23 protein-coding genes are annotated in these 24,614 nt (G+C 43.2%); 6 read left to right on the top strand and 17 right to left on the bottom strand.

The features are described 5' to 3' along the window. Positions 1-319 precede the first annotated feature (319 nt). The 3 genes from F6K51_RS21140 to F6K51_RS21150 form a co-directional block, all read right to left on the bottom strand. A complete protein-coding gene (locus F6K51_RS21140; protein ID WP_293023810.1) occupies positions 320-802 on the bottom strand; it encodes a GIY-YIG nuclease family protein in 483 nt (160 codons plus the stop codon). A 703-nt stretch (positions 803-1,505) separates the two neighbouring features. Then, entirely contained in the window at positions 1,506-2,123 is a 618-nt protein-coding gene (locus tag F6K51_RS21145) for a hypothetical protein (protein WP_293023813.1), read from the bottom strand. 497 nt (positions 2,124-2,620) lie between these two features. Further along, entirely contained in the window at positions 2,621-2,791 is a 171-nt protein-coding gene (locus F6K51_RS21150) for a hypothetical protein (RefSeq protein ID WP_293023816.1), read from the bottom strand. Between the two features lie 1,086 nt (positions 2,792-3,877). On the opposite strand from F6K51_RS21150, the gene F6K51_RS21155 reads away from it, so the two are divergent. From F6K51_RS21155 to F6K51_RS21175, 5 genes are all read left to right on the top strand, one after another. After that, a complete protein-coding gene (locus F6K51_RS21155) occupies positions 3,878-4,330 on the top strand; it encodes a hypothetical protein (RefSeq protein ID WP_293023818.1) in 453 nt (150 codons plus the stop codon). Between the two features lie 111 nt (positions 4,331-4,441). Beyond that, on the top strand, positions 4,442-7,831 hold the full coding sequence (locus F6K51_RS21160; RefSeq protein ID WP_293023864.1) for an NB-ARC domain-containing protein: 3,390 nt from the start codon (positions 4,442-4,444) through the stop codon (positions 7,829-7,831). 545 nt (positions 7,832-8,376) lie between these two features. After that, positions 8,377-8,505, top strand: a complete 129-nt coding sequence (locus F6K51_RS21165) for a hypothetical protein (RefSeq protein ID WP_293023821.1) — start codon at positions 8,377-8,379, stop codon at positions 8,503-8,505. A gap of 28 nt (positions 8,506-8,533) precedes the next feature. Beyond that, complete coding sequence (locus tag F6K51_RS21170; RefSeq protein WP_293023824.1) at positions 8,534-9,181, top strand: hypothetical protein; 648 nt, start codon at positions 8,534-8,536, stop codon at positions 9,179-9,181. A 525-nt stretch (positions 9,182-9,706) separates the two neighbouring features. Beyond that, on the top strand, positions 9,707-10,378 hold the full coding sequence (locus F6K51_RS21175) for a site-specific integrase (protein ID WP_293023827.1): 672 nt from the start codon (positions 9,707-9,709) through the stop codon (positions 10,376-10,378). A gap of 1,124 nt (positions 10,379-11,502) precedes the next feature. On the opposite strand, the gene F6K51_RS21180 is transcribed toward F6K51_RS21175, so the two are convergent. The 14 genes from F6K51_RS21180 to F6K51_RS21245 all read right to left on the bottom strand — a co-directional run bounded on the left by F6K51_RS21180 (position 11,503) and on the right by F6K51_RS21245 (position 21,964). After that, a complete protein-coding gene (locus F6K51_RS21180) occupies positions 11,503-11,940 on the bottom strand; it encodes a hypothetical protein (RefSeq protein WP_293023830.1) in 438 nt (145 codons plus the stop codon). Positions 11,941-12,027: 87 nt separating this feature from the next. Further along, positions 12,028-12,519, bottom strand: coding sequence for a hypothetical protein (locus F6K51_RS21185; RefSeq protein WP_293023832.1), 492 nt, complete (start codon positions 12,517-12,519; stop codon positions 12,028-12,030). Continuing rightward, on the bottom strand, positions 12,491-12,904 hold the full coding sequence (locus F6K51_RS21190) for a hypothetical protein (RefSeq protein WP_293023834.1): 414 nt from the start codon (positions 12,902-12,904) through the stop codon (positions 12,491-12,493). Before F6K51_RS21190 ends, F6K51_RS21185 begins: the two co-directional genes overlap by 29 nt. Next, the gene (locus F6K51_RS21195) at positions 12,894-13,502 is read right to left on the bottom strand and encodes a hypothetical protein (protein WP_293023836.1); all 609 of its coding nucleotides are present in this window, start codon (positions 13,500-13,502) and stop codon (positions 12,894-12,896) included. Before F6K51_RS21195 ends, F6K51_RS21190 begins: the two co-directional genes overlap by 11 nt. A gap of 229 nt (positions 13,503-13,731) precedes the next feature. Continuing rightward, positions 13,732-14,178, bottom strand: coding sequence for a hypothetical protein (locus F6K51_RS21200; protein WP_293023839.1), 447 nt, complete (start codon positions 14,176-14,178; stop codon positions 13,732-13,734). A gap of 63 nt (positions 14,179-14,241) precedes the next feature. Then, positions 14,242-14,454, bottom strand: a complete 213-nt coding sequence (locus F6K51_RS21205; RefSeq protein WP_293023842.1) for a hypothetical protein — start codon at positions 14,452-14,454, stop codon at positions 14,242-14,244. A gap of 4 nt (positions 14,455-14,458) precedes the next feature. Further along, on the bottom strand, positions 14,459-14,878 hold the full coding sequence (locus F6K51_RS21210) for a hypothetical protein (protein ID WP_293023844.1): 420 nt from the start codon (positions 14,876-14,878) through the stop codon (positions 14,459-14,461). Positions 14,879-15,116: 238 nt separating this feature from the next. Beyond that, a complete protein-coding gene (locus F6K51_RS21215; RefSeq protein WP_293023846.1) occupies positions 15,117-15,419 on the bottom strand; it encodes a hypothetical protein in 303 nt (100 codons plus the stop codon). After that, on the bottom strand, positions 15,419-15,865 hold the full coding sequence (locus F6K51_RS21220; RefSeq protein ID WP_293023849.1) for a hypothetical protein: 447 nt from the start codon (positions 15,863-15,865) through the stop codon (positions 15,419-15,421). The genes F6K51_RS21215 and F6K51_RS21220 overlap by 1 nt, the downstream gene beginning before the upstream one ends. Before the next feature lie 205 nt (positions 15,866-16,070). After that, a complete protein-coding gene (locus tag F6K51_RS21225; protein ID WP_293023852.1) occupies positions 16,071-16,418 on the bottom strand; it encodes a MerR family DNA-binding transcriptional regulator in 348 nt (115 codons plus the stop codon). A 1,169-nt stretch (positions 16,419-17,587) separates the two neighbouring features. After that, positions 17,588-20,842 carry a DUF3987 domain-containing protein gene (locus F6K51_RS21230; RefSeq protein WP_293023854.1) on the bottom strand — a complete coding sequence of 1,085 codons (3,255 nt, stop codon included), beginning with the start codon at positions 20,840-20,842 and terminating at the stop codon, positions 17,588-17,590. Next, positions 20,794-20,973: a hypothetical protein gene (locus F6K51_RS21235; protein WP_293023856.1), complete on the bottom strand. Its 180-nt coding sequence runs from the start codon at positions 20,971-20,973 to the stop codon at positions 20,794-20,796. Before F6K51_RS21235 ends, F6K51_RS21230 begins: the two co-directional genes overlap by 49 nt. Positions 20,974-21,140: 167 nt before the next feature. Beyond that, the gene (locus F6K51_RS21240) at positions 21,141-21,557 is read right to left on the bottom strand and encodes a hypothetical protein (RefSeq protein WP_293023858.1); all 417 of its coding nucleotides are present in this window, start codon (positions 21,555-21,557) and stop codon (positions 21,141-21,143) included. A 155-nt stretch (positions 21,558-21,712) separates the two neighbouring features. Further along, positions 21,713-21,964 (bottom strand): helix-turn-helix transcriptional regulator, encoded by a 252-nt coding sequence (locus F6K51_RS21245; RefSeq protein ID WP_293023860.1) that lies wholly within the window; start codon positions 21,962-21,964, stop codon positions 21,713-21,715. 149 nt (positions 21,965-22,113) lie between these two features. Between F6K51_RS21245 and F6K51_RS21250 the strand changes: the two genes are divergently transcribed. After that, positions 22,114-23,739, top strand: a complete 1,626-nt coding sequence (locus tag F6K51_RS21250; RefSeq protein ID WP_293023862.1) for an IS1634 family transposase — start codon at positions 22,114-22,116, stop codon at positions 23,737-23,739. The last annotated feature ends 875 nt before the right edge of the window (positions 23,740-24,614 follow it).

Here is a 24,614-nt window from a genome sequence, read left to right on the forward strand (position 1 = left end):
GATCCAAATCGGTTTCAGACGTTACGTTAGTAAAGGAATTACTAGTGAGAAAGAAGTCCTGTTCTCACAACTAAAGCCATTGATTGGTTGCTCGGGGATAAACTGATGTAGTTAAGTCTATTTAATGTCGCAGTGCTATAGGTTGATATAGGTATACAAAGCTGTGTTCCACCCCAAAGTAATTAAGTTGACTTGGGGCACTCCAACTGGAGTGCAACGAGGTAAGCAAGCAAGTGTGCGTGCTTCTAATTAACGGTGGATTTCTGATTACCTGCGAAGATACTCAAATCCCCACTGGTCACAAAAAAAAGACGCCCTGTCAACGGAGGAATGGGAAGAGATTAGCAGCTAACGCAAGGATTAGATGCATCATTACAAAACAAAAAAATATAACGCCGAAAAATGCCGCAATAATTAATAAAGCGGACTCTTCTTTTGCGGCGGGCAATTGATACTGCGTGGCTTCTCGGGGAGGGGCTCTCCTGTATGCCTCGTCGTACTGATTCATTTTGTCTTTTACTTGCCAAAAAGTGGGAGGATCAAACTCAAACCATTCTTCGCCACCACCTCGCAACTGGTATTCAGCAAAAAAACGATGCAGCTTCTTCTCTACCTTGTGGGCTTGACTCGATCGGATTTGATGGTAAACATGGGCATAGTTTCCACTGAAGCCGGTCTGAAGTTGCTTAGCTCTGATCCTTGGGTCGTTCTTGGTCACCCCAATCTTAAAATGGCCAATGGCCTTGTTTGTTCTAGCGTCTTTCTTCCCGATCAGGTAGACGTACTTGAATTCTTCATTCATTATCCCCAGGATTTAATGGAGTCGTTTATTTTCCAAAGTATATTACCGCTATATTAATTTATCTACTGCCCAGAAAGTAGTTAAGACTCCCTAATAACCTAGAGCATTAAGTTGATTTTGGCACTCAAGTCAGAGTGCCCTCCTTAGACATTAAGTTGACTTGGACATGATAACTTACGCCTATTTTTCTGTTATTTCCTAACAGGAACTAGAAAGATGATGAAAAGTATTCTTAGTTCCTGTAATCGGAATTATTGGTATTTCCTTTTTGCCTCTAATTCCCCCTAAAATTCACTTTCTATTACTTTTGATTTTGTTGGCAAAAATAACAGGAAGTTGAAAACTGACTGTAATGGGAAGTAGTTCCGCTGTCGGAATTCTGTCAACGGAACAGGGTTGAGTCCTGGAATTAGAATTGGGTCGTGTGTCGGTGACATGCCCAAGTACATGAAGTTGACAGATATGTTTACACACCTGCTAAGTACAGGACAAAAACTTGAAAAGGTAGACAGGAAAAGGGTTTCATGGAAAAAACAATTCCCGTTATTAATAAAACACTAGGCGTATAAATATAAAATCCCCAAAACCCTAAAATTAAGATGTTTCACCTAACTTCAATATCATGACTTATATCACTTCTGTAATCTGTAAACTGAGAAATATTTGATAAGTTTAACAATATCAGATAAAATCTAGTGGTTTTTTAGTGAAAAAATTCTGGTAAATCTTTGTGAACAATAAAATTCCTAGAGTATTTAAATATATTCTGCATAGTAGGTTTTACATGTAAACCTATAAATAAGGTATATTGATTTACAAGAAAAATTCCAAAAATAACAAAATTTATACTATCACTATATCCATCAGCTTGATTCCTAGCGATCTGACCCCCAAGTCCAAAAATCATACTTATTAGTGCCGATAATAGCTGAATCAGTACAAGAGTAATATGCCTTGTTTTGCTATTATTAATTAATAAAAATAAAACAACATTTAATATTAAAATTAGAAAAAATTCAAATAAATGAAGTACAAAAATAGAAGCAATAATATATACTGTTCTTTCTACTAAATGAGGTTTTATACTTAATAAACCACCTAATAACATCCCGGTTGAAATTGTATGAAGTATCAAAGAAATTAAAAACTTACCTTGTTGATAAGAATTATGTGCTCCTATAAGACTTGGAAAAAATAGTATAGGGAAAAATATAAAATTACTACCTGCACCAATAACTACAAAGATAAAATTACTTGCAAATACTAATAATATAAATATGTTAAAAATTAACACATATTTAACAGGATTTAATTCATTCATATTTATCAAAACTATTTAAAATAAATTAACATAATAACAACTAACTAAGAGTATCACTGTCATTAAACAATTGGTAATTAATTACCGTTATAAATTTTAAGCTATCATTCACAATCTTCTAAGTCAATAAAAAATATAATACTAAAAACTAAACTTTCTTTGCGTGACTCTCTACACTGAACGTACTCGGAAACGTATCCCTGTATTAGCCAAGCGCGTAGGTAGCTAGGGTTTTAATTTGCCTATCTCTCCACCCTAGTCATGTGTGAGGTTTTTATCATTTTGGATAAAAACTCCTGGAGTTTCGGGAGCTGATGCTGCGATCGCACCAAAAAACAACCCACCCGTTCCTGTGCCTCTAACGACCTAGGAGTTCGGATGGGTTACGAAATAATGACTAACTTTTTATACACGACTACAGCCTATCCTACGCCCAGTACTGGGAGCGCCTGGGTACCGAAGGAGCGTACAGGACGCCGCAGGCTCTATTTTGGGGTTTATTTTATTCCGGTTCCCCTACAAGTAGTAGTTGTTGTAGTAGTTGTAGTAGTACCACCTGTAGTAGTAGTTGTAGTAGTTGTTGTATTACCACCTATAATCTTTTCCAAGCCTAGGTTTATAGTTTCAAGTTTACTTACTTTAAGATCAGTTACCATTATCTGTGCCATTTTACTTTCTCCTTTTGTCTTTTAATGTTGAAGTTATTCTGTTGTATTTTTATTCACAACATTAGTTTATGGTATAAGCACCTATATCTATAAATACCTGTTATTAATACTTGAAACCTATGTATTGTAGTAATTTACATGATTTCATAGCTATTTTATACAGGTAATTAAATACCAGTAATAACTATATCAATTTTTTGAAAGTAGGATTATAAAAGTTTCTTAATGATTTTGTGAAATAACTTTATAATTAGTTTAAATCTACTAAGTAGTTCCAGAAAAAAGAAATATTTGGTAGTTAAAAAAGTGATGTCCTCACAAGTAAAGCCATTGATTAGTTACTAGGGCATAAATTGCTGTAGTTAAGTTAATTTAACGTCGCAGTACATTCAGTTGATATTGGTACACCGATTGGTGTACCACCCCAAGGTAATTAAGTTGACTTGGGTGAGAAAAATGTCTCACCTACCCTAGTACTGTTAAGTTGACTAAGGTATTGTTTAATACATCAATTATTTGTTATCTTGTGATTTTAAGTGACAAGATAAAGAAAAGTATTGTTAACACCGGAAATGGGCGTTATTGGTACTTCAGTTGACCTGTTTACACAATAGTTTTACACAATAGTTTTGACTCTGGTGGGAAGTAGTCTCATTGTCGAAATTCCGAGAATGGAACAGGGTTGATTCCTGGAATTAGAACTAGGTCGTGTGCCTGCGAAATCCCCAAGTACATGAAGTTGACAGGTCTGAGTACGCCATCAAAATGGATTTTTATTGCTTTCCGGAAAACAACAAGGGAATATTGCTAGAATGTTGACTGGTTATGATTCATATATAGTCAAAAATACAGCAAAAATAAATCCAATAAACTATTTTACACTTTCCGGAAAGCAATCTAATAGTGGAGATAGGCAAATAAGGCGATCGCCCACCTAACAACCTCATCTGCACACTAAACACAGAGGTGCCCTAGGGTAAGACCTAGGCATCGACTCTAATATGATCTAGAGTTAATCCGGAAAAAGAATAACTTTGACTGTAGTACTCATGGATACCTTAGTAAATCTGCCCTAGTTACTCAGATATGGAAGCTCTAGCCATTGCCGCCCTAGCCTTTATCGGTACCAAAGCTGCGGAAACTACAGTAGAAAAGGTCACTGAGGCAGCCATAGAAAAAGCTCAGCCCCTGCGCGAGAAGATTATTAATAAGTTAAGGAGTAATCCGAGGGCTGAAGTAGCTTTGCTAGGTGCCTCCCCAGGGTCAAAGACTGAGCTAAAAATTGTATCTGACTATTTGCCAGAGGCGATGAAAGCAGATTCTCAATTTGCCCAGGAGATTGAAGCATTAGCAAGAGAAATCGATAATTTAAACCAAAGGCAAGGGGAAAATTGGCAAGTGTCTGGTGGCGAGGTAAATTACAACAGGGGATCTGGTAAGATAACTTCTAACACTGAAAATAAAGGTCCAGTTATTAACGAAGCTGGTAATAATAATACCTTCAACTTTAACAACTACACTAATCCTCCTCAACATTAGCTGAAGTCGCCTGGGGAGCAGGTTAACCAAATCCCAGTTGCTAATCCTAATAATTTAGCTAGAGTACACAGTGGAGTACTCAACACCAACTACAGCCGTCCACCTGCTGGTATTCCTTTCCAAGTTCCATATCTACCATCGTATTTTGTAGAACGCTCAGAAGTCAGCCAAGAGCTAAAAAAACGTCTGTTAGCAAAAGAAACAGCTCGAACAGGAACTTTGGTCGTCAGTGCCATTTACGGTTTAGGAGGTATCGGTAAATCAACTCTCGCTGCGGCTTTAGCTCACGATCCAGAAGTGCAGAGGCATTTTCCCGACGGTGTACTGTGGGCTACTTTAGGACAAACACCCGACCTACTTCCATTTCTCAGCACCTGGATACAAGCGCTCGGAGATTACGACTTTAAACTAACCACCTCAGAAACCGCCTCGCTCCATTTAAGGACTTTGTTACATAACAAAGCCATTCTCCTAGTCGTAGATGATGTTTGGAATTCAGACCATGTAGAACCATTCCGAGTTGGGGGTTCTAACTGTAGGGTATTGGTAACTACTCGGGAAGCAGTAGTCAAAGGAGCAGTCCGCTTCGACCTAGATGTGATGACAAAAGAGCAAGCTTCAAAGCTGCTAACCCATCCATGGAAAGGTCAACTAACAAATGTTCAGAAACATCAGGCAGAAGCTTTAGCAAAGACCGTCGGCTACTTACCCTTGGCTCTGGAATTAGCCGCTGCTCAAGTGAAGGATGGCGTGTCTTGGAGCGAGTTACTCTCGGATTTGCAAGCAGAAATTGCCCGCTTGGAAGTTTTAGATTTACTAGGTGCAGATGAAATACACAGTGAGGAAAAACGTAAGGACTATAGTCTACTGGCTTCATTTAACCTCAGTCTGCGGCGATTACCCTCCGAAAGGCGAGAGGAATTTGTCTGGTTAGGCGTGTTGCCCGAAGATGTGACTATTACTGAGAAAATGGCAGTCACGCTGTGGAAGTGTAATCAATCCAGGGCAAAGACAACTCTGCATTATTTGCGTTCTAAGGCGTTATTGTTACCAGGTGTATCTAGTGATGAGACTACTAGCTATCGCTTACACGATTTACTACATGATTTAGCTCGTAACTTATTAACTAATCCCACAACACCGGAAGAAGGACAGTTACCAGGTTTTGGACTAACACTACTATCAGCTCACCAAACTCTATTACAACACTATCGAGCAAAAACTAAAAATGGCTTGTGGCATACTCTTCCCGATGATGGCTACATTCATAATTATTTGACATGGCATCTGCTCAAAGCCGAATGGAATGATGAGGTGCATCAGCTATTAAAAGAAGAAACTGAAAAAGGGGAAAATGGTTGGTATCAAGCTTGCGAGCGTTTAGGAAAAATAGCTATATATATTGTGGATATAGCTAGAGCATGGCAGCTAGCAGAAGAAGTTTTCTCAGAAAACCCGTCACAAGCAATTGCTTGGCAATGTCGTTATGTTCTCATAATCTCCTCTCTCAAGAGTTTAGCAGCGAACATTCCGGCTACATTAATAGCAACACTGGTAAAAAAGAAGATATGGACTCCAGCCTTGGGGTTAACTTATGGGAAGCAAGGAAAAAATCCAGCAAGACAAGCAGAAGTCTTGAGGGAGTTAGCTCCTCATCTGCCTAAAAGTCTACTACCACAAGCACTGGCAGAAGCACGGAACCTTTTGGATGATGGCGCTCATAGCTACCGAACGACAGCACTGAGCGGGCTTGTTCCTTATCTGCCTAAAACTTTACTACAAGAAGCCCTAACATCGGCACGGAGCATTCGGGATGATTGGAAACGAGTGAAAATACTGAGCGGGCTTGTCCCTTATTTACCTGAAATCCTGTCAGAAGCCCTGGAAGCAGCACGGAGTATTACGTGTGGGATATATCGAGCGAACGCGCTGATATGCCTAGCACCCAATCTATCTGAAATTATACTACAAGAAGTCCTAGCAGCGGCACAGAGTATTCCCCATGCGAACTGCCGAGCGGAAGCACTCAGGGAGCTTGTCCCTTATTTACCTGAAATTCTACCAGAAGCCCTGAAAGCAGCACAGAGTATTTCGTATGTGAGGCACCGAGCAAAAGCATTGAGAAAGCTTGTCCCTTATTTACCTGAAATCCTGCCAGAAGCCTTGACAGCGGCACGGAGCTTTAGGGATGAGAGCTTCCAAGCGGAAGCACTGACGGAGCTTGTCCCTTATTCACCTGAAATCCTGCTAGAAGCCTTGACAGCAGTACGAAACATTCCGGATGAGTCAGCTCGCGCATCTGCATTGAGCAGGCTTGCCCCCCATCTGCCTGAAATTCTACCAGAAGCCCTGGCAGCAGTATGGAACATTCAGGAGGAGAATTACCGAGCTAGAACACTATACAAACTAATTCCCCATCTACCTCAAAATCTACTACTAGAAGTACTAGAAGCCTTACAGAACATTTGGGATGAGTCAGCTCGCGCATCTGCATTGAGCAGGCTAGCACCCCATCTGCCTGAAATTTTACTACCAGAAGCCCTGGAAGCAGCACGGAGTATTCCAAATGAGTCAGCTCGCGCATCTGCACTGAGGGAGCTTGCCTCCCGTCTGCCTGAAATTCTACCAGAAGCCCTGGCAGCAGCACGGAGCATTAATGATGATAGCTACCGAGTGGAAGCACTGAGCAGGCTTGCCCTCCATCTGCCTGAAATTTTACCAGAAGCCCTGGAAGCAGTACGGAGTATACAGGGTACTGAGAGTGAGTTGGTATCAGCTCGCGTATCCGCACTGAGCAGGCTAGCACCCCATCTGCCTGAAATTTTACTACCAAAAGCCCTGGAAGCAGCACGGAGTATTTCGTATGATCCATCTCGCGTATCTGCACTGAGCGGGCTGGTACCCTATCTGCCTGAAATTCTACCAGAAGCCCTGGAAGCAGCACGGAGTATTTCGTATGATCCATCTCGCGTATCTGCACTGAGCGGGCTGGTACCCTATCTGCCTGAAATTCTACCAGAAGCCCTGGAAGCAGCACGAAGTATTACGTATGATCCATCTCGCGTATCTGCACTGAGCGGGCTGGTACCCTATCTGCCTGAAATTCTACCAGAAGCCCTGGAAGCAGCACGGAGCATTCATAATGAGAGCGACCGAGCGGAAGCACTGAGTAGGCTTGCCCACCATCTATCTGATGAAATACTATTAAAAACCCTAGCAACGGTACGGAGCATTCAGCATAAGGGGTACCGAGCCTCATCAGTAATGATGCCATTACCTCATCTGCCAACTATTATGAAATCTGTGTATGAGCAACTAAATCCTAATTCTGTTGACTATAATATCTGGAAGGAAATCCTGCATTTTTTAGCAGATAACGATCGTCAAGTAGTATTAGAAAGTATCCCGAAGTTGAGTTCTATTATCATTGCTTTAGGTGGTTCAAACGCTTTTGCAGAAATAGCTCATGCTATTCAAGATGTAGGGCAATGGTGGCCATGAAAAAGGGAGAACTTTGTACGGAATGATAGGTTAGTAAACTTCAAAACAAATAAGATGTTTTATTTGTTTTCGCTCAAGTTTTAGAAAATAGTTGGGGAATCTAGGGATGTCTTAGATCGCAAGGGTTCCGTGCGTCCCGTAGTCCTGTTCAGGAAAGGGAACACCAAAGGCAAGCTTGCCACCCGGACCATCCCGGTACTGGAAGATCTTCGGAAGTACTTAACGGACTACCACCCTCCTAAGTGGGCGAACGAACTATCTATTCCCAGGGAGGCACGGGAAAGGAGATATCACCTCAGAGCCACCAGATAGAAAAAGAGCGTAAGTACTAGAAGGGGGATTATCGGTACTTCAGTACCAGAATCCGGCCAACCTTCATGCTTGAAAGGAGTACGACTCGGTTTGCGTACAGAAGCAGTAACCCAGATGCATCAAGGGCTAAAAACAGTACGACATTATCTATTGCCAGCTGGCAGCCATTTTCACCAGTGAGGAGTTCGGGGGAAAGCTTTGACTTTTAGTTCAAGATGTACCAGGGTTTGGCGGTGGGGAGCTTAGAAAAAGACAGCACCACTACCCCCAATGAGGCCAATTCCCTACTCCCTACTCCCTACTCCCTACTCCCACCATATGGCTCTAAAATGTTCAGTGAACGTCCGGTGAACGTCCGGTGAACATTTACTGAACATCCAGCAGATGGCTATGAATCAAGAAATAGACAAGTTTCCCCTCAAAGATTTGCAAAGCCGATATGACATAGGTCGCACCGCCCTTTATGAGCGACTTAAGCATATAAATATTAAGGCAAACAAAGAGGGGAGAAGCTCTTTCGTATCCGGGGAACAACTTGAAGAATTAGATCGCTTGCACAACCATCTAGAAGGGGGTGGAACGTTTGAGGACTTTGAATCATTATCAACCACCGGAAACAGTCAGGAAGCTATCTCCCTAAAAAGTTCACCGAACAGTTCACTGAACGTTCACCGGACGAATTCCTGGGAGGCGGAACGGGAACCATTATTAGAGGTATTGATTGATGCGATGAAGCAAAGCTTCCACTACGCAATCACTTACGGTGTCTCTCTACCCAATGCTGGAAAACCTGTGACAGCAATCGACCGCCATCAACAGCTGAAAGTTGCTGCTGAAGAGGGCTGGCTACTGACAACTTTGGAGGTGAAGGAACTTATCGGGGTTAAGCCTCAAGCCGGAAAGGGTGAGAATAAGTATACCCGAGGCTCATGGACATTCATCAAGTCTGGAAAAATTGGACGAGGAACTGCTTGGAGAGTAGAACGAAGCATGTCCCCAGAGAACAGGATGAAAAGGATTGAAGGACTTCCGGATTGACCTTAAAATGTCAGAATGATTTTGAGATTGATTTTGTCTTTTTGTCAGCGATGAAGCGTTCGCTTCCGCGTGGCCTACGGCCTCAGCTTCCGCGCTTGAGCGATTAGCCCGAAGGGCGTTGGCTAGCGAACGCTTATTGATATCAAGGTCTGGGTTTATTAGAACCCTTCCCCTTAGGCTTATTTTGTTCCTTTGATGACTTGTTTAGCAATTCGCTCGCTGTTTTTCCTGTCAATATCAAGTAGTTAGCTCGTTGATTTTCATCAAAGAACGCGAAGGCAGTCGATACGGCAAACATTACAATTACTACTAGTGTTTGAACCTTCTCTTGGAAGGTTTGATTTTTCTTTAGCATCAAAATTATTTCCTCTAAAATCAAGTCAATAATTATGTGACTAGTAGTTGTTGAATTTGAGCTTTCCAAGGTTCGGATAATACTACTTAACGATTGCAAAAAAAATATATTTGACCAGGGCACACCAAAGTTGTTCAATAAATAGGCAGGGGTGTATTGAGGCGTGGGGCATGAAAATTGACCGCCATGGCCAGGCAAAGATTTTAACAGCAGAGGAAATCCAGCTGCTGTTTAACGAAGGGGCAACCCTTAACCCGCCACGAGACCGGGCGCTGTTTGCTGTCATGCTCTACACTGCCTGTCGGGTCAATGAAGCGGTGACCTTAAGAATAAGGGATGTTTACGATCGCAAAGGGTCTGTGCGTCCCGTTGTCCTATTCAGGAAAGGGAACACCAAAGGCAAGCTTGCCACCCGAACCATCCCGGTACTAGAAGATCTGCGGTTTCACTTAACGGACTACCACCCTCCAAAATGGGGAAACTATCTATTCCCCGGAAGGCATGGGAAAGGGCACATCACCTCAGATGCCGCCAGCTGGATCCTTCGGGAGGCTTGCAAGCGTGTGGATATAGAAGGGGTCAGTACTCATAGTTTCCGCAGGACAGCACTCACCCAGTTAAGTAACGCAGGAATCCCCCTGCGGGTAATCCAGGAAATATCCGGGCATCGGACATTGGATGAGTTGTACAAGTACTTGGAGGTGCGACCCGAGCAAGTAAGGGGGGCTATCAGTGCCTTGTCAATGCTTAGTCCGGTTGAATCCGCCGAGCCGACTGAACCTGTGCCGGATTACACCGTTAAACCGGCATTGCCCGATGTAACTAATACTTCTGAACCATAAGCGACTCGAAAGTCCAGATGGCGTAAGCCTCCATCGGTAAATGTGTTTCCCCTGGGGCTACTCGATTCGGTAGTCTGTGAAGACTAGATTATTGCTTTCCGGAAGGCAATAAAGCAATTTATAGTGAATTACCTGAGCCTATAAGCCAGAGCTGAAAAGTGTTTTAAGTGACAACTATCTTTCCCTAATCATCAACGTTTTCCGGAAAGTGTATTGTTGATATGTCCTATGAATTTCGGCAATATTAGAAAGCGATCGCGACAAAATCGGAATAAAATGTACCCCCTTTTAAAGCCTTACCAGCCTGGGTTTCAGCCATTTTCTTGTTGCAGAACGTATCCCCTTTGTAGTCCGCCATTGGCCTGGAGTTTGGCTATTTTCTTGACAGCTTTTGTCCCCACCCTTTAATTAAAGGGGCGTAACTGGGGATTTTGGCTGCGTCTTTTTGTTATCTTTGCAGGAGGTTTCGATAAAAGGGGACAAAAAAGAACAGTGTGGATTCTCCCCGTAAGTCAACTTAATACCGAGGGTCGGTGATAAACTTTTATCACCCAAGCTGACTTGGTCTTTGTCTTCCACAGTAGGACTCATTAGAAGATGCGTCGAGAACCACGCAAGGTCAATGAAAAACAGTCTTCATATTCACAAAAACATTTTTACTCATTTGGGAGCAAAAATCAAAGTCATTGTCAAGCACCCTAATAGGAGGGTCAATTTATAATCGTGTAAGCCTTGCTGGGTATGCGATTAACTCCTAATACTAAGCAAAAAATAAAAACCTTCAATTAATGTTATAAGAAGTAACATACTCTACCTATTGGTTCGGATGCTCCATTTCGGAGTCGTGAGAAACTCTCCAGCAAAGGTTTTCAGGCTTTTGTTGGAGAGTTTTTCGGACCCGTTCCCGCGAGGATTTCGTATTTGTCGCGATCGCTTTTTGTCCCAATTTACCGCAACTAACCGCAGTTATCAGGGAGCTGGCTGAAGTTTTGATAGGGATTTTGAACACAAGGGGTCGATTAGTTGCGGTTAGTTACTTCTTGCTCAAAAATGGACAACAAAAAGACACAGTGGGCAATTCCGACTGTGTCTTTTTGTTGCTTTATCGGGCGTTAAAGACCGGATTAAACGCCTCGGAAAGTGTAATCAAAATTGTTCCAGTAATCCCAAAAGGCACCCCATCCGTCTTCCGGAGGGAATTCTTCCTCATCTTCAGGAAAAATGGAAAATAGCAAGTCATTGCTGTTCGTTTCTTCTGCCCATTTAATTAAACATTCACGAGTCAATCTTACAAGAATCCTTTGCTTCCCCTGCTTTGTCAAGTAGTCCTGTCCCTCAGTAAACTCAAGTGAATACAAACCCTTGAGAGCCTTGTCTTCACTTTTATAACCCAAGGCGAGGTAAGCGTCTTCTAGGAGGATAGGGAAAGGGGTATTGGCATTCAGGTATTGAAGAGTAACTCGTTTGATTGCCTTGTCAATCTTTACCTGGCTCCGTTCAAACTTCCGCTGTAATCGCCTTTGTTCCTTGTCGGCTTTCCGTTTTTTCTTCCTTTTAACCATAAAAATAAAAAAACCGCTACCTCTCTAGGGTAACGGTCTCTATACTTAAGTAAAGTGCAAGATACCAAAATTATACTTTTAGCTTTTTCACTTTAATTCTTCAAGCTGCTGTTCAATATATTGAATATTTTTCAACAACCTCTCATTGCTTCCTCCCCTAGTCGAAAAGTTGTGCCCAATATATGTTAAAACACTATGAGGAGAATTTTGTACTATTTGAAAAAGAGCCTTTGCTTCTTTTTCGGAACTAAACCCTTCATTACTCGCATTGTTGAGCCAGCTTTTAGCTTTCTCCTTGTCGCCCAATACAGCATAGCACTTCCCCAACAACAGAGCGGTAGTAGGTTCCATCGTTTCCCTGTAATTGATATCTAACAATGCTATCGCTCTTCGGTAGTCACAGATAAGGGGATTTGGCTTATCTATCAATCTAACAGCAACATCGTGCCAAGTCTCCCCATCTTCCAGGCAATACTCAGTAGTGGTGTCGATTTTTAAGGGAGCAAAATTGTGATGGTCAGAAATGAATCTTTCAGTGATTTTGGCAGTCTTAGTTGTCTTCATAAAACAAGAAATCAAGGTTTATTTTAACTAACAGTCCAGCTACTTCGTCCCTAGAGAATCTTTGATGATTGCAGCGGCTGTAAGGTACTTGGTGGGTTTGGTAGCTGCACTCCTGATCCTCTGGCACTTTAATGCCTGGACAAGCTCTTTTGTTTTCAAGGAAAATAGATTGGCAGTTGTCTGTAACCCACTGTTTGATGTACTTTCGAGAGATTCCAGTTAGTTCCCACAAAACGGAAAGGTTAATGGCTAAAGTCCTTTTTGGGTTGTAAGAAATGTTTTCGTTATACTTTCTGATCGAATCAAAAGCTCTTTTGAGTTTTTCGCTTCTAGCCTCTGCCCCCCGGTAATCAAATAGATCAGAGTTAGACCACTTGGTCAAGTCAAATTCATGCCGCATCGACTCCCTCCTGTAAATCGAAATCAACAATCATGCTGCGAATATCCCAAAGGTCACCGGCATACTTTCGGAAGTACTCCAGGGATTCATTTGAACAAAGCCAGAACAGTAGGGTCGTGCCACGGGAAACAATTGCCTCACGAGAAAGGTTCAGCTGCCTTAATTCGGACACTATCGTTTCATGCGAGAGGGTCTCCAACCCCACCACCGCTACATGGTCGCAGGGACCGAAACGTTGACGCAACCACCGGGTAAGTCCGACTTGCCCTTGGTCGAAAAAGAACGATTCAGAAGCTTTCAGCCCACTCTCCACCTTCCGAAAGATGGGACTACGGTGCGTTACATCTGATGCGATCGCGAAAACTATGGAAGATTGCCCTTCTCCCATCTCAAACGTCTGGAACATTTCGGACACCTGCTGGTCTTCTTTTTCTTCCAGTGGTGCAGCGTACTTAGCCGGAAAGTACTCCACCCCTCCATGTTCTGTGAGATACCGGCACTGAAATAGTACCCTCCGGCCATCCTCTCTAATGGAGTATTGTGGACAAGCCTTGAGGTCTTCTTTTTCCACGTTCAGCAAGGCCGGAGGTTCGTCCATCCATCCGAGGAATTCTGTTGTCTTTTCGATTTTGGCGCGATGGCTTCGCGATTCGTTGATTAAATTAAATATCATGGTTGGTATCGTGGCAATTGATTGACGAAAGACGGGAAGAGCAACTCCCGTCTGTTTTGTCTTGCTTAACTATAGCGATAGAGTTTATGGCCTGAGAAACCGCAGTAAGCTGCGGTTAGCTGCGGTTAGCTGCGGTTAACAAAAAAAAGGAACGTCAACGTCTTTTCTTCTTGCTAACCCCTGGGCGTCCCGGCTTTTTCCCCTTCCCTGTTACCTTTGTCGTCTTCTTTTTCTGGTCTGAGACAGAGGAGGACTGCTGTGCGAGGCGACTCAGATCAATAGTCTTAGTCTTTGGTGGCTGCTCTTTTTCCTTGATACAGCCATTCTCTATCAAGCGGTCACGCACCCAGTCGTCCCATTCTGAAGCGGTCAAATACAGGTTCTCTGATTTCTTGGATATTGCAAATCCATCAATGAACCACACCTCTCCATGAGCTTTCAATCCCGCTCGAATGTCCTGGAAAAAGGCATCCTCGTCGAATGGCTCATTTAAGAGGTCGTCATGAAAAAGTATCAATTCTGGGGTTGACTCTATTACTTGCCAAATGCGTACCCCTGGCAAGGCTTCAATATTTTTTAGTTGGTTGATTGTTGTTAGCATTGGATATTCTTGATTGATTTGTGCAAAACCTGGGGCAGTTTTTTTCCAGGTATCTATTTTTAACTACAGAACAAATTCGTAAGCGAATGGAACATCGTGCTCCTGCCCGCAATTATCAATCCAGGTACTGTAGACTTCGGTTAAGGTCGTTCGGCATTGATCCTCTATTACATCTTTCGGAGCACATCCGATTTTCCACTTAGCAAAAGTAGGGTTAGTTTTGCGAAAATTACTGATGCGAACGCGAGAAGTTTGAGTAAGAGTAAACGTGTTCATTGCACTACACCTCCTCGTTGAAATCACATTCGTCATAGTCATACCCCGATTCATCTTCCAAGCCCAGAATCCAGACCACTTCATTCACAGCAATACGAATTTTAGAAGTCACTTTTGAAACAAACTTATCTAACTTGACCCGAGTACTGACTGCCTTCATCTTGGCTAGAGCAATCACATACTCGTGGTGCGTTGGGGCAAACTTCCAAAGGAAATCAGAACTGAAGCTGTACATGCCGTGCCAATACCAGTTGCGGTAGTGCTCACAGAAGCAGTCTTCTGCTAAGTCAGCGGAACCACTGGCGATTAACGTTACCGGATGACCGCACTCAACAGAGAAGAAATGCTGAGCAGACTCCAGTTGATCTTCGGTGCATGCGCGGATCATCAAGCTTTTGCCATCAGTAAAGAGGTAGGTTTTCATTCTTTTTTTTGCAATTTCAATCAGAGAGAAGGTTACCCCGCACCCGGCGGGGCAGTTCAATTAACGGGGGTTCTTAACTTGAGGCTTTGGCTTGACCCTGCGGCGGAGTATACTCCCGTTAGTTCCTTGAGTGCCCCCTTTTTTTGATTAACTTTTCGCGTTCAGCAATCGACTTTGCCGCGCCCTTAGGGGCAATCGCTTCGTCTATGGCTTTCGATAAATCTTCCATCTTCCTCTCCTACTTGTTGACTCGTCGGCAAAAAAAGCCGATTGACTTGACTTTTGCTTCTGATTTCGATTGCCGTTTAGGCGCTAGGGCATTATGTCCGTTGTCCTCTGTTGTAGTCCTCACAGCCTCGCGGAAACCACACGAAGTGGGAACGATATCACCGAAAAGCCTGCCAGTACCTTTGTACTCCTCACCACCTTTGTCACTGGTCTTTACCGGAGTATCACTGCGCCTGCCCATTGTTCCGGTGAAATGATTCGTCCTTTTAGACTTTGAGGTCACAGTAGGCTGAGGGTTTTGCTTGCGTCCCATTACTCGACCTCCTGCTGATAGATTGCTTGAATGCCAGCAGGAGTTATCCCACCGTTATTTACAGAAACAGTAGCCTCGGCATTATCAAACGTGCGGGATACTATGGACTGAATGATCGCATCTGCATCAAAGCCTGCACAAACCCAGAGGTAAGTCCGCAGGCTAAAATGACTCAAGTCTGGGGCAGTACCAGGTTTGTAATCGCGAATTAGCTCAATGGCAAAATCCTCCCCGAAAAGTTCCAAACTAATCACCTGGTCTGAAAGGTGAACGTTTAAAGTGGCCTCAGGAAGGTAGTTGTTCTGGTTAGCGAATTCCCGTACTACGGACGAGGAGTTATTGATAAGAGTGGCACAGGCTTTAGCAGAACTTAACACCTGACCCTGTGGAGTCTTAATAAAAACTGACAGCTCTGATTTTGAATCAGGCTGGTGTTTGATTAGCATGAGATTGTCCTATGAATACTGGGACTCATCAAGGCGATCGTTCTGTTTGCGGTAGCGATCGCCTTTTTGAATACGTTTTTAATTTAGCACGTTTGGTATAGTGCTGTCAATTCTTATTGTTGTTTATTTTTCAATAATTTTCAGCTTTTGTAATCAATCATAAAAGATAACGTTTGGTAGGTAGCGCAACACTTGTGGATTGGTATCAATCGAAATACAGGCTGTTGACGTCGTACCATCGGTGGTTCCGGCTATCTCGCTTAGTTAGAATTCTGCCTTCCTCCTCCCAATTAATCAGAGTATTTTTGCTTACCCCCAGAATCTCCCTGGCATCCTTGGGGGTAACCCAGTTAGGTCTGTAGGGGTCAAGGGCTACTGGCAAGCGGTCGAGCCTCTTTTTGTTCTTTTTGCTCGCGATCGAATCCAAATCAAAACGTCTGACACCGTTGGAGGTAATTACAGCTTCTATCATTCCTTGCTCATGCCAGTACTCTAGGGTCTTGATAGTAATCCCTAGTTCCTTGCAAGTTGCCTTAGGAGTCCTTAATCTCATTGGTTTTCCGTCTTTTGCGTTTACCCCTACCGTAGCAAACGCTCAACCGTTTGGGAGGTAATCAAATGACACATGTACCCAGGACTGGACAGAGGGATCTTACTGGTCCCCAACAGTCCAATACTTTGAACCATCCCTCGCTTTATGTACATATTTGGGCAATAATGACTATGTTTTAAGCCCCTCTATTGGTTATTTTACTGCGGTTCGTTGCGGTACTGGACAGCTAAAGACAGCCCAAAACTGTATTAAGTTAACTTAACAAGGTTTAGGTCGATGGTATATAGGGAACTCTATTTATTTAGTTGGTTAACTTCTCGAAAAATGTGTAAATGTGTATTTTTTACACAAACTAAGATCGAAGATAAAACTTATATATATCAAGGGTTATAGCCTTTACTTAAAAAGTGTGTGTGTAGTGTAAAACTGAGTTTGTTTTAAAACTCGACTCTATAATGTCAGTTAACTCTGCAACATTGACGCTATTTATTTGACTCTCTTCAGTTAGCATACAAGTCGTCCTCCATTAACTAGCAAACCAAGGAAGGAAAAGCGCCTCAAGCCCTGAGCAAAGGCAGTTTTTGCGGTACTTCCTACTGATCAGCCACACAAAACTCAAAATTTGTACCTTACTAGCTTTAAATTTAATTAAACACATTCTAATATCGATCAAGTTAGTGTTTAGATTTTACACACATTACACTTTTACACGCTAGCCTCTCAGATTGTTATACAGTAAAGGTTATAGACTCTTGAGTACTACTTTTCTGTTTTACACTTTTACACACTTTCCGAGAACTTGATGGAATTTATGATAGGTGCAGCGGATGAGCTTTATTACCCTAAAAAGGTACGAGGTGGCGATAGGGTTTGTTGAGCTGTAGGGCGACAAACCCTATCGCTGACCCTATCAGGTACAGCGTCGGGAGTACGTCACGTCACGCAATCAGACCCCCGGCTAAAGCACGGGGGTTCTCACATGTCACGAAGCTTTAAGAGTATCCCACAGATGAAAATGGGAGTGTTCGATACTGCTTAGAATCCACGCAATTTCAATCCGTGGAGAGTTCAACTTTATCTTGTGGTTATTTTTTTTTGCAACGCAAAATAGCTCAGTGCCTTGATACGGCTAGAGCCTAAGCTAACCCTTGAGGAGTATCAACAGTCAGTTAAGAGCGATCGCTTTCCTTGTCGGAGTATACGAAGGTCGATATCTCTGAGAGGGGAATTTGATGCATGTCTATTAGTGGGTTGGGTTCTCGCGTTGCTGGGCAGGTATCCAAGGCAATCCATTCTTGATTAGGGTCTTGGTACTTAGAATCGTCTACCCTGTAGGTTTCCAAGGTCGGAGAACAAGATTTAAGGACGCACTGAACCATTTCCAATTTCAGTGGAACAGCCCCCAGTTTTTCGTTTGCAATTTCGACCCCAACAAACTCATCTGTGAGAAGTACAGAGCGATCGCGATAGTCTCGAACAATTTGGTAACAAGTACCAGTCTTTTTGAACGAGTCGAACCTGGGGTTTTCTCTTTCATCTTTGACTGGTGGGGGATCCTTGGGTTTGCTCTGAGGCTGACCAAAACCTTTCGCCTTGGTCTGTTGCACCTTCTCTGGTGGTTCATCCAGTACTGTCACTACTGAGGGTAAGGCATGGGAAGTCTCTAGCGGTGAACTTGAGGGGTGCTGCTGAACCGCCTGTAATTTGCTAGAAGGAGCTGTTTGGGTGCTAGAGCTACTTGTTCCTACCGAAACTAATTCCCTTGTGGGTGCCGACGAAGAAACATCAAGCTGTGCTTCTTTGATCTGTTCCCGTATTTGTTGCTCAATACCAGTGTTTGGTGGGTTGCCAGGGATAGGACTAGGCGAGCTGGAACCTCCTCCGTCATTCTCTCCGCCTTCATTTGGCTTATCTAGGTACAGAACCTTGTCAACCAAGTAGCCTTTCCCCATAGAATCCAGCTCTTCCATCAGTATTAGAGCTTTCTTAACATTCATCCTTCCTTGAATGTCTCTGGGGTTCCGCCAGGTATTTGTGATATCGCGGGTAGTTACTTTGCCGGTTTTCTGAAGCCTCTTGTAAAGCTTTAGCAGGGTTCCACTGATGTTTTCGCTTCTTTGTACAAGCCCCTGGATTAACTTAATTTGATCGATATAGTAATCGACTAATATCACAGCCCGCTTAACAGTTTCAATCTCTATGATGTCAAGGCTTTTAGACCTATCAAAGGCACATTCAATTCCGTGAATCACTAAAGACAGGCGAGCTAAATTAACTCGCATTTTTGCGTACACCTGGGAAATTGCGGGATTTGTTTCTTCGTATTGTTCAATCAAATCGCTAAGTCGCTTAAAATGCTCGTCGTAAAGTTTCTCAGATTCGGGAGAAAAATGACTAATCAACTGAACGGGGTTATCTCTGTCTTGCGCGTCCAAAAAATAGCGATAGAGGCTGTCTAGTATTGGGTTAATGTCAACATTTGACCTTGATAGAACACCAAAGTTCTTTGGTCTTTGGTATAGGTGTGGCAAGGCTCTACCAAGCATTCCGTTGGCGTCATTTATAAAGTCAAATAGTTGAATGATTCGAGCAATCTGAACCCCTCCGCATAGACAGAGCGAATGGCGGTTGAAGAATCTCGAATTCTCTTCATTGACCCGATCACTGCTCCCAACAGCTAACCCACTCCAAAGCTCAAGAAGCATCTCTAGATAGGAATTCTTAGCATTGGTGTAACGATCCATTGAGGAGAGCTTGAGTAACTCATCGAATACCTGGAGAACGATAGAATATTTTGGCTGCTCCCCTAATATTCTTTCGACAGCTTCAGGGGTAGCTCTACCATTGACAGTTAATCGACGTCTTTTGTTTTTCTTCTTGAATTCTTCTGGATCCTCGTCTGTTCCAACGGCCTCTGTTTTTTCCTCTTTTGACTTTGACTCCCAGTTAGCCTGTAATCTTTTTAGCTGTTTCTTGCCTTCTTCATAATCGAGTCGATAACTTTCCTCTATATCCATCAAGGGACCCAACCCAATTTTTAGTGCTGGAGATTTTCCAGAGCCAGGTCCCGCTACAACAATAGGCCATAGTATCGGACTTTCAATAAAACCTTTAGCTACTCGCACTGCTCGGTTCGACATTGCGGTGCCAGTCCCGGCTAATATCGATTGAAAAATCATCATAGGGTCCAGCCCACCATTTTTAGCTGAGGCTATAATTGCCGTTGCTAATTGCTTGGGAAGAACTGAGTACAAGTCGAGTTTCTTTTTCTGAGCGGCAAACAGTTCATTATTTTCGTCTCTGGACTCTGCTACCTCAGCTCTGTAATCGCGCTCTGTTTCGAGATCTTCTAACAGCGATCGCACATCAGCATTTCGCCAACCAGCTTTATTAGCGAGGTCAGAAATCTTCCCTTTTCGCTCAGCCCCAGATAGGCATGGTTCTACTATTTCAATTTGAAGAGTAAGAGCCAGCTCGCTAGATGGGATATAGGTTTTTTCAAAGCCTTTACCTCCTCTTTTCTGGTCAAACAGGTTCCCCTGTCTGACAGCTTGTGAATTTCCGATATCTTTTTCTGTCCTGATCGCTGCTAGGATTTGTTCTTTTGTTGCTCCATCCTCTACCCAGTCAACAATGTCCGCACCACCAGCGGCAGGAAGGTGATTCCATGTTCCACTTTCTGGGTAAGGGTAAAGCCATTTTCCGGGGCCTGTCACTTCTTGGATTTTTCGCATGTGCTCTATCCCTGGCTTGTCCATATCAGGAATAAAGACCAGATGTGGGTAACCCTCCAAAAACTCGTATTGCTCAGCCTGAAATCCTGAAGTCCCTCCTTTATTAGTAATTGCAACCAGCCCAAACGAATTAACGAGATCAGCACAGGGTTCCCCTTCAGTTATTGCGATCAGTTCTTCCTGCTCCATAGCCTCTATGGCCTTCTGGTAATTGAGAACCTCCCAGTCCTTGTAAGTTAAGTCCCCAAGCCCGCTAACCCAATGGCCATCACTTGTCATTCGAGACTGCCTTATCGTTTTCTCGGGATCGGTTCGCCTTACCTTGACTACTGGCCGACCCTGTTTGTCGCAGTAGATCCATTCACGGGTTTGAGCCTTCCGCTGTTTTTTCTTGGGGGCGTTGGGATCATGTTTCAGATGGTCTTGATGGACGAAGAACATTCCTTGTTGTACTCCGCCGACCTCTTTCATCGCAACATAATTTCCTACAATGTCCCCTTTCTGGATTCCAAGTTCTAAAGCTTTAGTACAGTTGACCTCTGTCCTGTGCCCGTCATGACCACAAGGTGCATCTCCCTTCCTCCCAAAGGTGGAGCAGATAGGGCATCGATCTTTTTTGGAAAAGGATTTCCAGCTTCCCATCATGCCACCTCCTGAGAAGTAGGGTTGACGTCTTGGCCAGTTTGCCAATTATTTTTCTTATCTAACTCTAAATTCTCTGAAACCGCAGTGGACAGCAGTTCGGCTGTGTCCTTGTCTGATAATTGCGGAGTTGTTTGGGCGTTTCCGGGGTTTTCTTTTTGGAATTTTTGGTATAACATTGAAATATGATTGAAATTTTTTGTGGGTTGTTTCTCACGACTCACATGTTTCGCGAGAGATAACCTTTTTACTTAGGTATCGCGTATAGCCTGATCAGAGTCACGAAAAAGCAATGATCAGCAACAACACAACTCAATCATCTGAAGTTAGTATTTTAGTTCAGATGTCACCCCCCGGTCTTTGTCAAGACGCGGGGAATTTTCGTTAAAGACTCAGTGTATTTAGTTGACCGTAAACATTGACTGAATCCGGGAACAGGGTGTTGCTCCTGTTCTCCTTTCAAATAAATAATAACGCAAATCCTGGAAAAATATCGCGAAACTTTTGATAAACGACGCGACGCACAATCCAGAGGCAGAAAAGACTTCAGGTTTTTCAACATATTATTTATCTCTGGGTTATCAACCGCAACTAACAACAACGGTTCAATTAAAGCTTTACTAGCCAAGGGTTTTTGCAGAACTGTTATCTTTGGGCAGGCAAAAGATTCTCCACAAATTTCCTTTTTGTCGCGTTCGCGCAGCGTAGCCCTTTGGGCTAATGGTGATTCAGTCTGATTTGCCTGGTCGTGTTCCCTGGACATTAAGTTGACTTTTGAAACCAAAGTGAAAGGAAAGTCAACTTAATGTCCAGGGGTTACAGTGCGGGTGGAGTTGGCTTCTTAGAACTGGACTTCTATCGGGGCAGACCTTAAGGCAACTTAATGTCTAGGGTCTGCGATCACTCCCCCAACCAAAATCAACCACAGCTGCAATGCGACGGCCAGCTGATTTCAAGGTCAAGTCCTAATGCTTTGATCATCTTGTCCAAGGTTCGCTCTGGGATGCTTTTGTATCGACCATTCTCGATATGCCTCCAGTGAGACTGGTCTAATCCTGCTTTCCTGGAAGCTGCTGCTATAGTCAAGCCTAATTGCTCCCTTGCCTCTCTTATTACTCTGGGCAAGTCGTCGATTACTACCGACACAGTAATGGTTCTGTTGATTATCATGAGTTTTCGTTTTGGATTAGTCTCTTTATACTAACTCCTAGGATATGGAGTCCTCAAAGGGCATAAACCGACTAATGAAAAACTTTTCATAGACCCTTGACAACCTACATTCCGCAGGTTGGACAGAAAAACTATGGTATTTTTGTTTCATGACACCAATAGCATCATCAATTAGAGTACAAGATCTTGACCACTGCGGGATAGTAGCGGGAATAATCGACCAGATGGGGTTGGTGGAGCAAATTAACCAGGAACTGGGAACCCACCCCCAAGAAATTCTGAGTGCTGGAGTAGGGGTCAAAGCCATGATTATCAATGGATTGGGCTTAGTCAGTGCCCCCCTCTACTTGTTTGAGAGATTTTTTGTGGGCAAAGCCACTGAACACCTGCTGGGAGAGGGAATTAAACCGAAACACCTCAACGACGACCGTTTGGGGAGAGTCCTCGACCAACTCTTTGAAGCTGGATTGACTCAACTGTTTGTCAAAGTAGCCCTGGCAGCAGCCTCCAAGTTTGGGGTTAACTTTGACAGCCTCCACCTCGATTCAAGTTCGTTCCACGTTCATGGATCCTATCTTAGCCAAGAGAGCCTCCCCTCAGAAGAGCCAACAGCCCTCAAGATTACTCATGGCTATTCTAGAGACCATCGGCCAGACCTCAAGCAGTTTATGGTGGATTTGATCTGCAGTGGAGATGGAGATGTACCCCTATACTTGCGGGTAGCTGATGGTAATGAATCAGACCAAGCCGTCTTCGCCCAGTTGATGAAAGAATTTAGACAGCAGTGGGACGGCAATGCTCTGTTTGTTGCCGATGCCGCTCTGTACAATCAGGAGAACCTTCAGTCGTTGACCAATCTGCGATGGCTCAGCCGAGTGCCAGGGACAATCAAAGGGGCACAACAGTTAATGGAACAGTTACCTGAAGAAGCTTTCCACCCGTCTCAATTGAGCCAATACCGATGGTCTTGTGTCTGTAGTACCTACGCCGGTATCAAACAGCAATGGTTGATCGTAGAGAGTCAAGCCAGAAAAGAAGCTGACCTCAAGCACCTGGAACAGAAAATCCAACAGCATCAGGAGTTGGCTAAAAAACAACTCAAGCAGTTAGGTCAACAAGACTTCGCCTGTGCTGCTGATGCCTTAGCAGCCGGCCAAAAGTTAAACCAACAGTTGCGCTATCATCGCTTGTGTCAGCTCGAAGTGGTACCGCACCCTTACTACCGCAAGGCGGGACGACCGCGAACAGGACAAGCTCCTGACGGCTATCACTATCGTCTCCAAGGGACCTTGACAGTTAAAGAAGAGGTGGTTGCCCTGGCTCGAACCAGGGCGGGACGATTCGTTCTTGCCACCAATGTCCTTGAATCGAAACAACTCAGCCCAGATCAGCTCCTATGTCAGTACAAAGGGCAACAAAGCACTGAGAGGGGTTTCCGTTTTCTCAAAGATCCGATGTTCTTTACCGACAGTGTCTTCCTCAAAACTCCTGAGCGGGTAGCTGCCTTGGCCATGGTGATGGGTTTGTGTTTGTTAGTTTACACTTTGGCACAAAGAGCCTTACGTCAAGCTCTGACCAGCACCAAGCAGAAGATTCAGAATCAATTGGGCAAGCCAACGGCTACCCCAACGATGCGTTGGGTATTTCAGTGTTTTCAGTCGATTCACTTGGTCATCCTGAATGGAGTGCAGCAGATTGTCAATTTAACTCCTGAGCATCAGAGGATTCTTCAGTTTCTCGGTGCCCCATGTCAAAAATATTATTTATTGGTCTGACCCACCTGCGGAATGTGGGATCTAACACTACAATTGTTAATTTTACTTTTACAAAATCATCTAAAGGTGCGCTTGTCGGACTTAGCTGAACGATTTCCACAACCGATAAAATATCAGAGCCGAGTACGCAGTTTAAAAATATTTTTATATTTACATCAATTGAGTGCCAAACTTTTGTGGTTTCCCATCCTCAAGCAAATACTTAAACAAGAGTTTCGGATTCGTATCTCTAATCGCAAACAAATAAGACAATGTAAAAAGCTAAAGCTTATTCATCAAGGATATCTGCTATTAATTATTGAAATAACTCAATGGAAAGAGCGAAATTTAGCGATGCATCGCTTTTATACGACTTTAAAATTTTATGGTAATTGATAAAATATTTGCTAATTTTTATCAATTTACGTTTTTAATTGTCTGTACGAGACTAAGCAGAATTAAAAGGAATAAGTATTCTGAATTACTAAGTTGACTTTTTAAGTGGTTTTTCCCACAAAATGGTGAACACTTTACATTTAAAGAGTTTCAGGCTATTTCGTCACCCCTTCAGAGTCTTGTGGGAATTCCTTCTCTTAGCGATTCATAAAAATTCAAAAATAAAAATCATGAAATGCAGGTATAATAGCTGAAGGATTACTATTTCACTCAAAAAAAATGCTCAAATGAAATAGAGTACCCATAACTCGATGTCCCTTTGCTTTGAACAATTATGCATGTGTTGTGATGATTGGTTCAATAACAAAAACTCAAAAAAAAGTCAACTAAATATGAAAGCCGATTCTATTATAACTTACAGACATCCAAGGTTAGAAGATGGACTTGAGGTTTATCATCTAATCAAAAAATGCCCACCTTTAGATGTTAACTCCCAATAC

It is taken from the genome of Moorena sp. SIO3I8 (genome assembly GCF_010692325.1).
In the GTDB taxonomy this organism is placed as follows: Bacteria; Cyanobacteriota; Cyanobacteriia; order Cyanobacteriales; family Coleofasciculaceae; genus Moorena.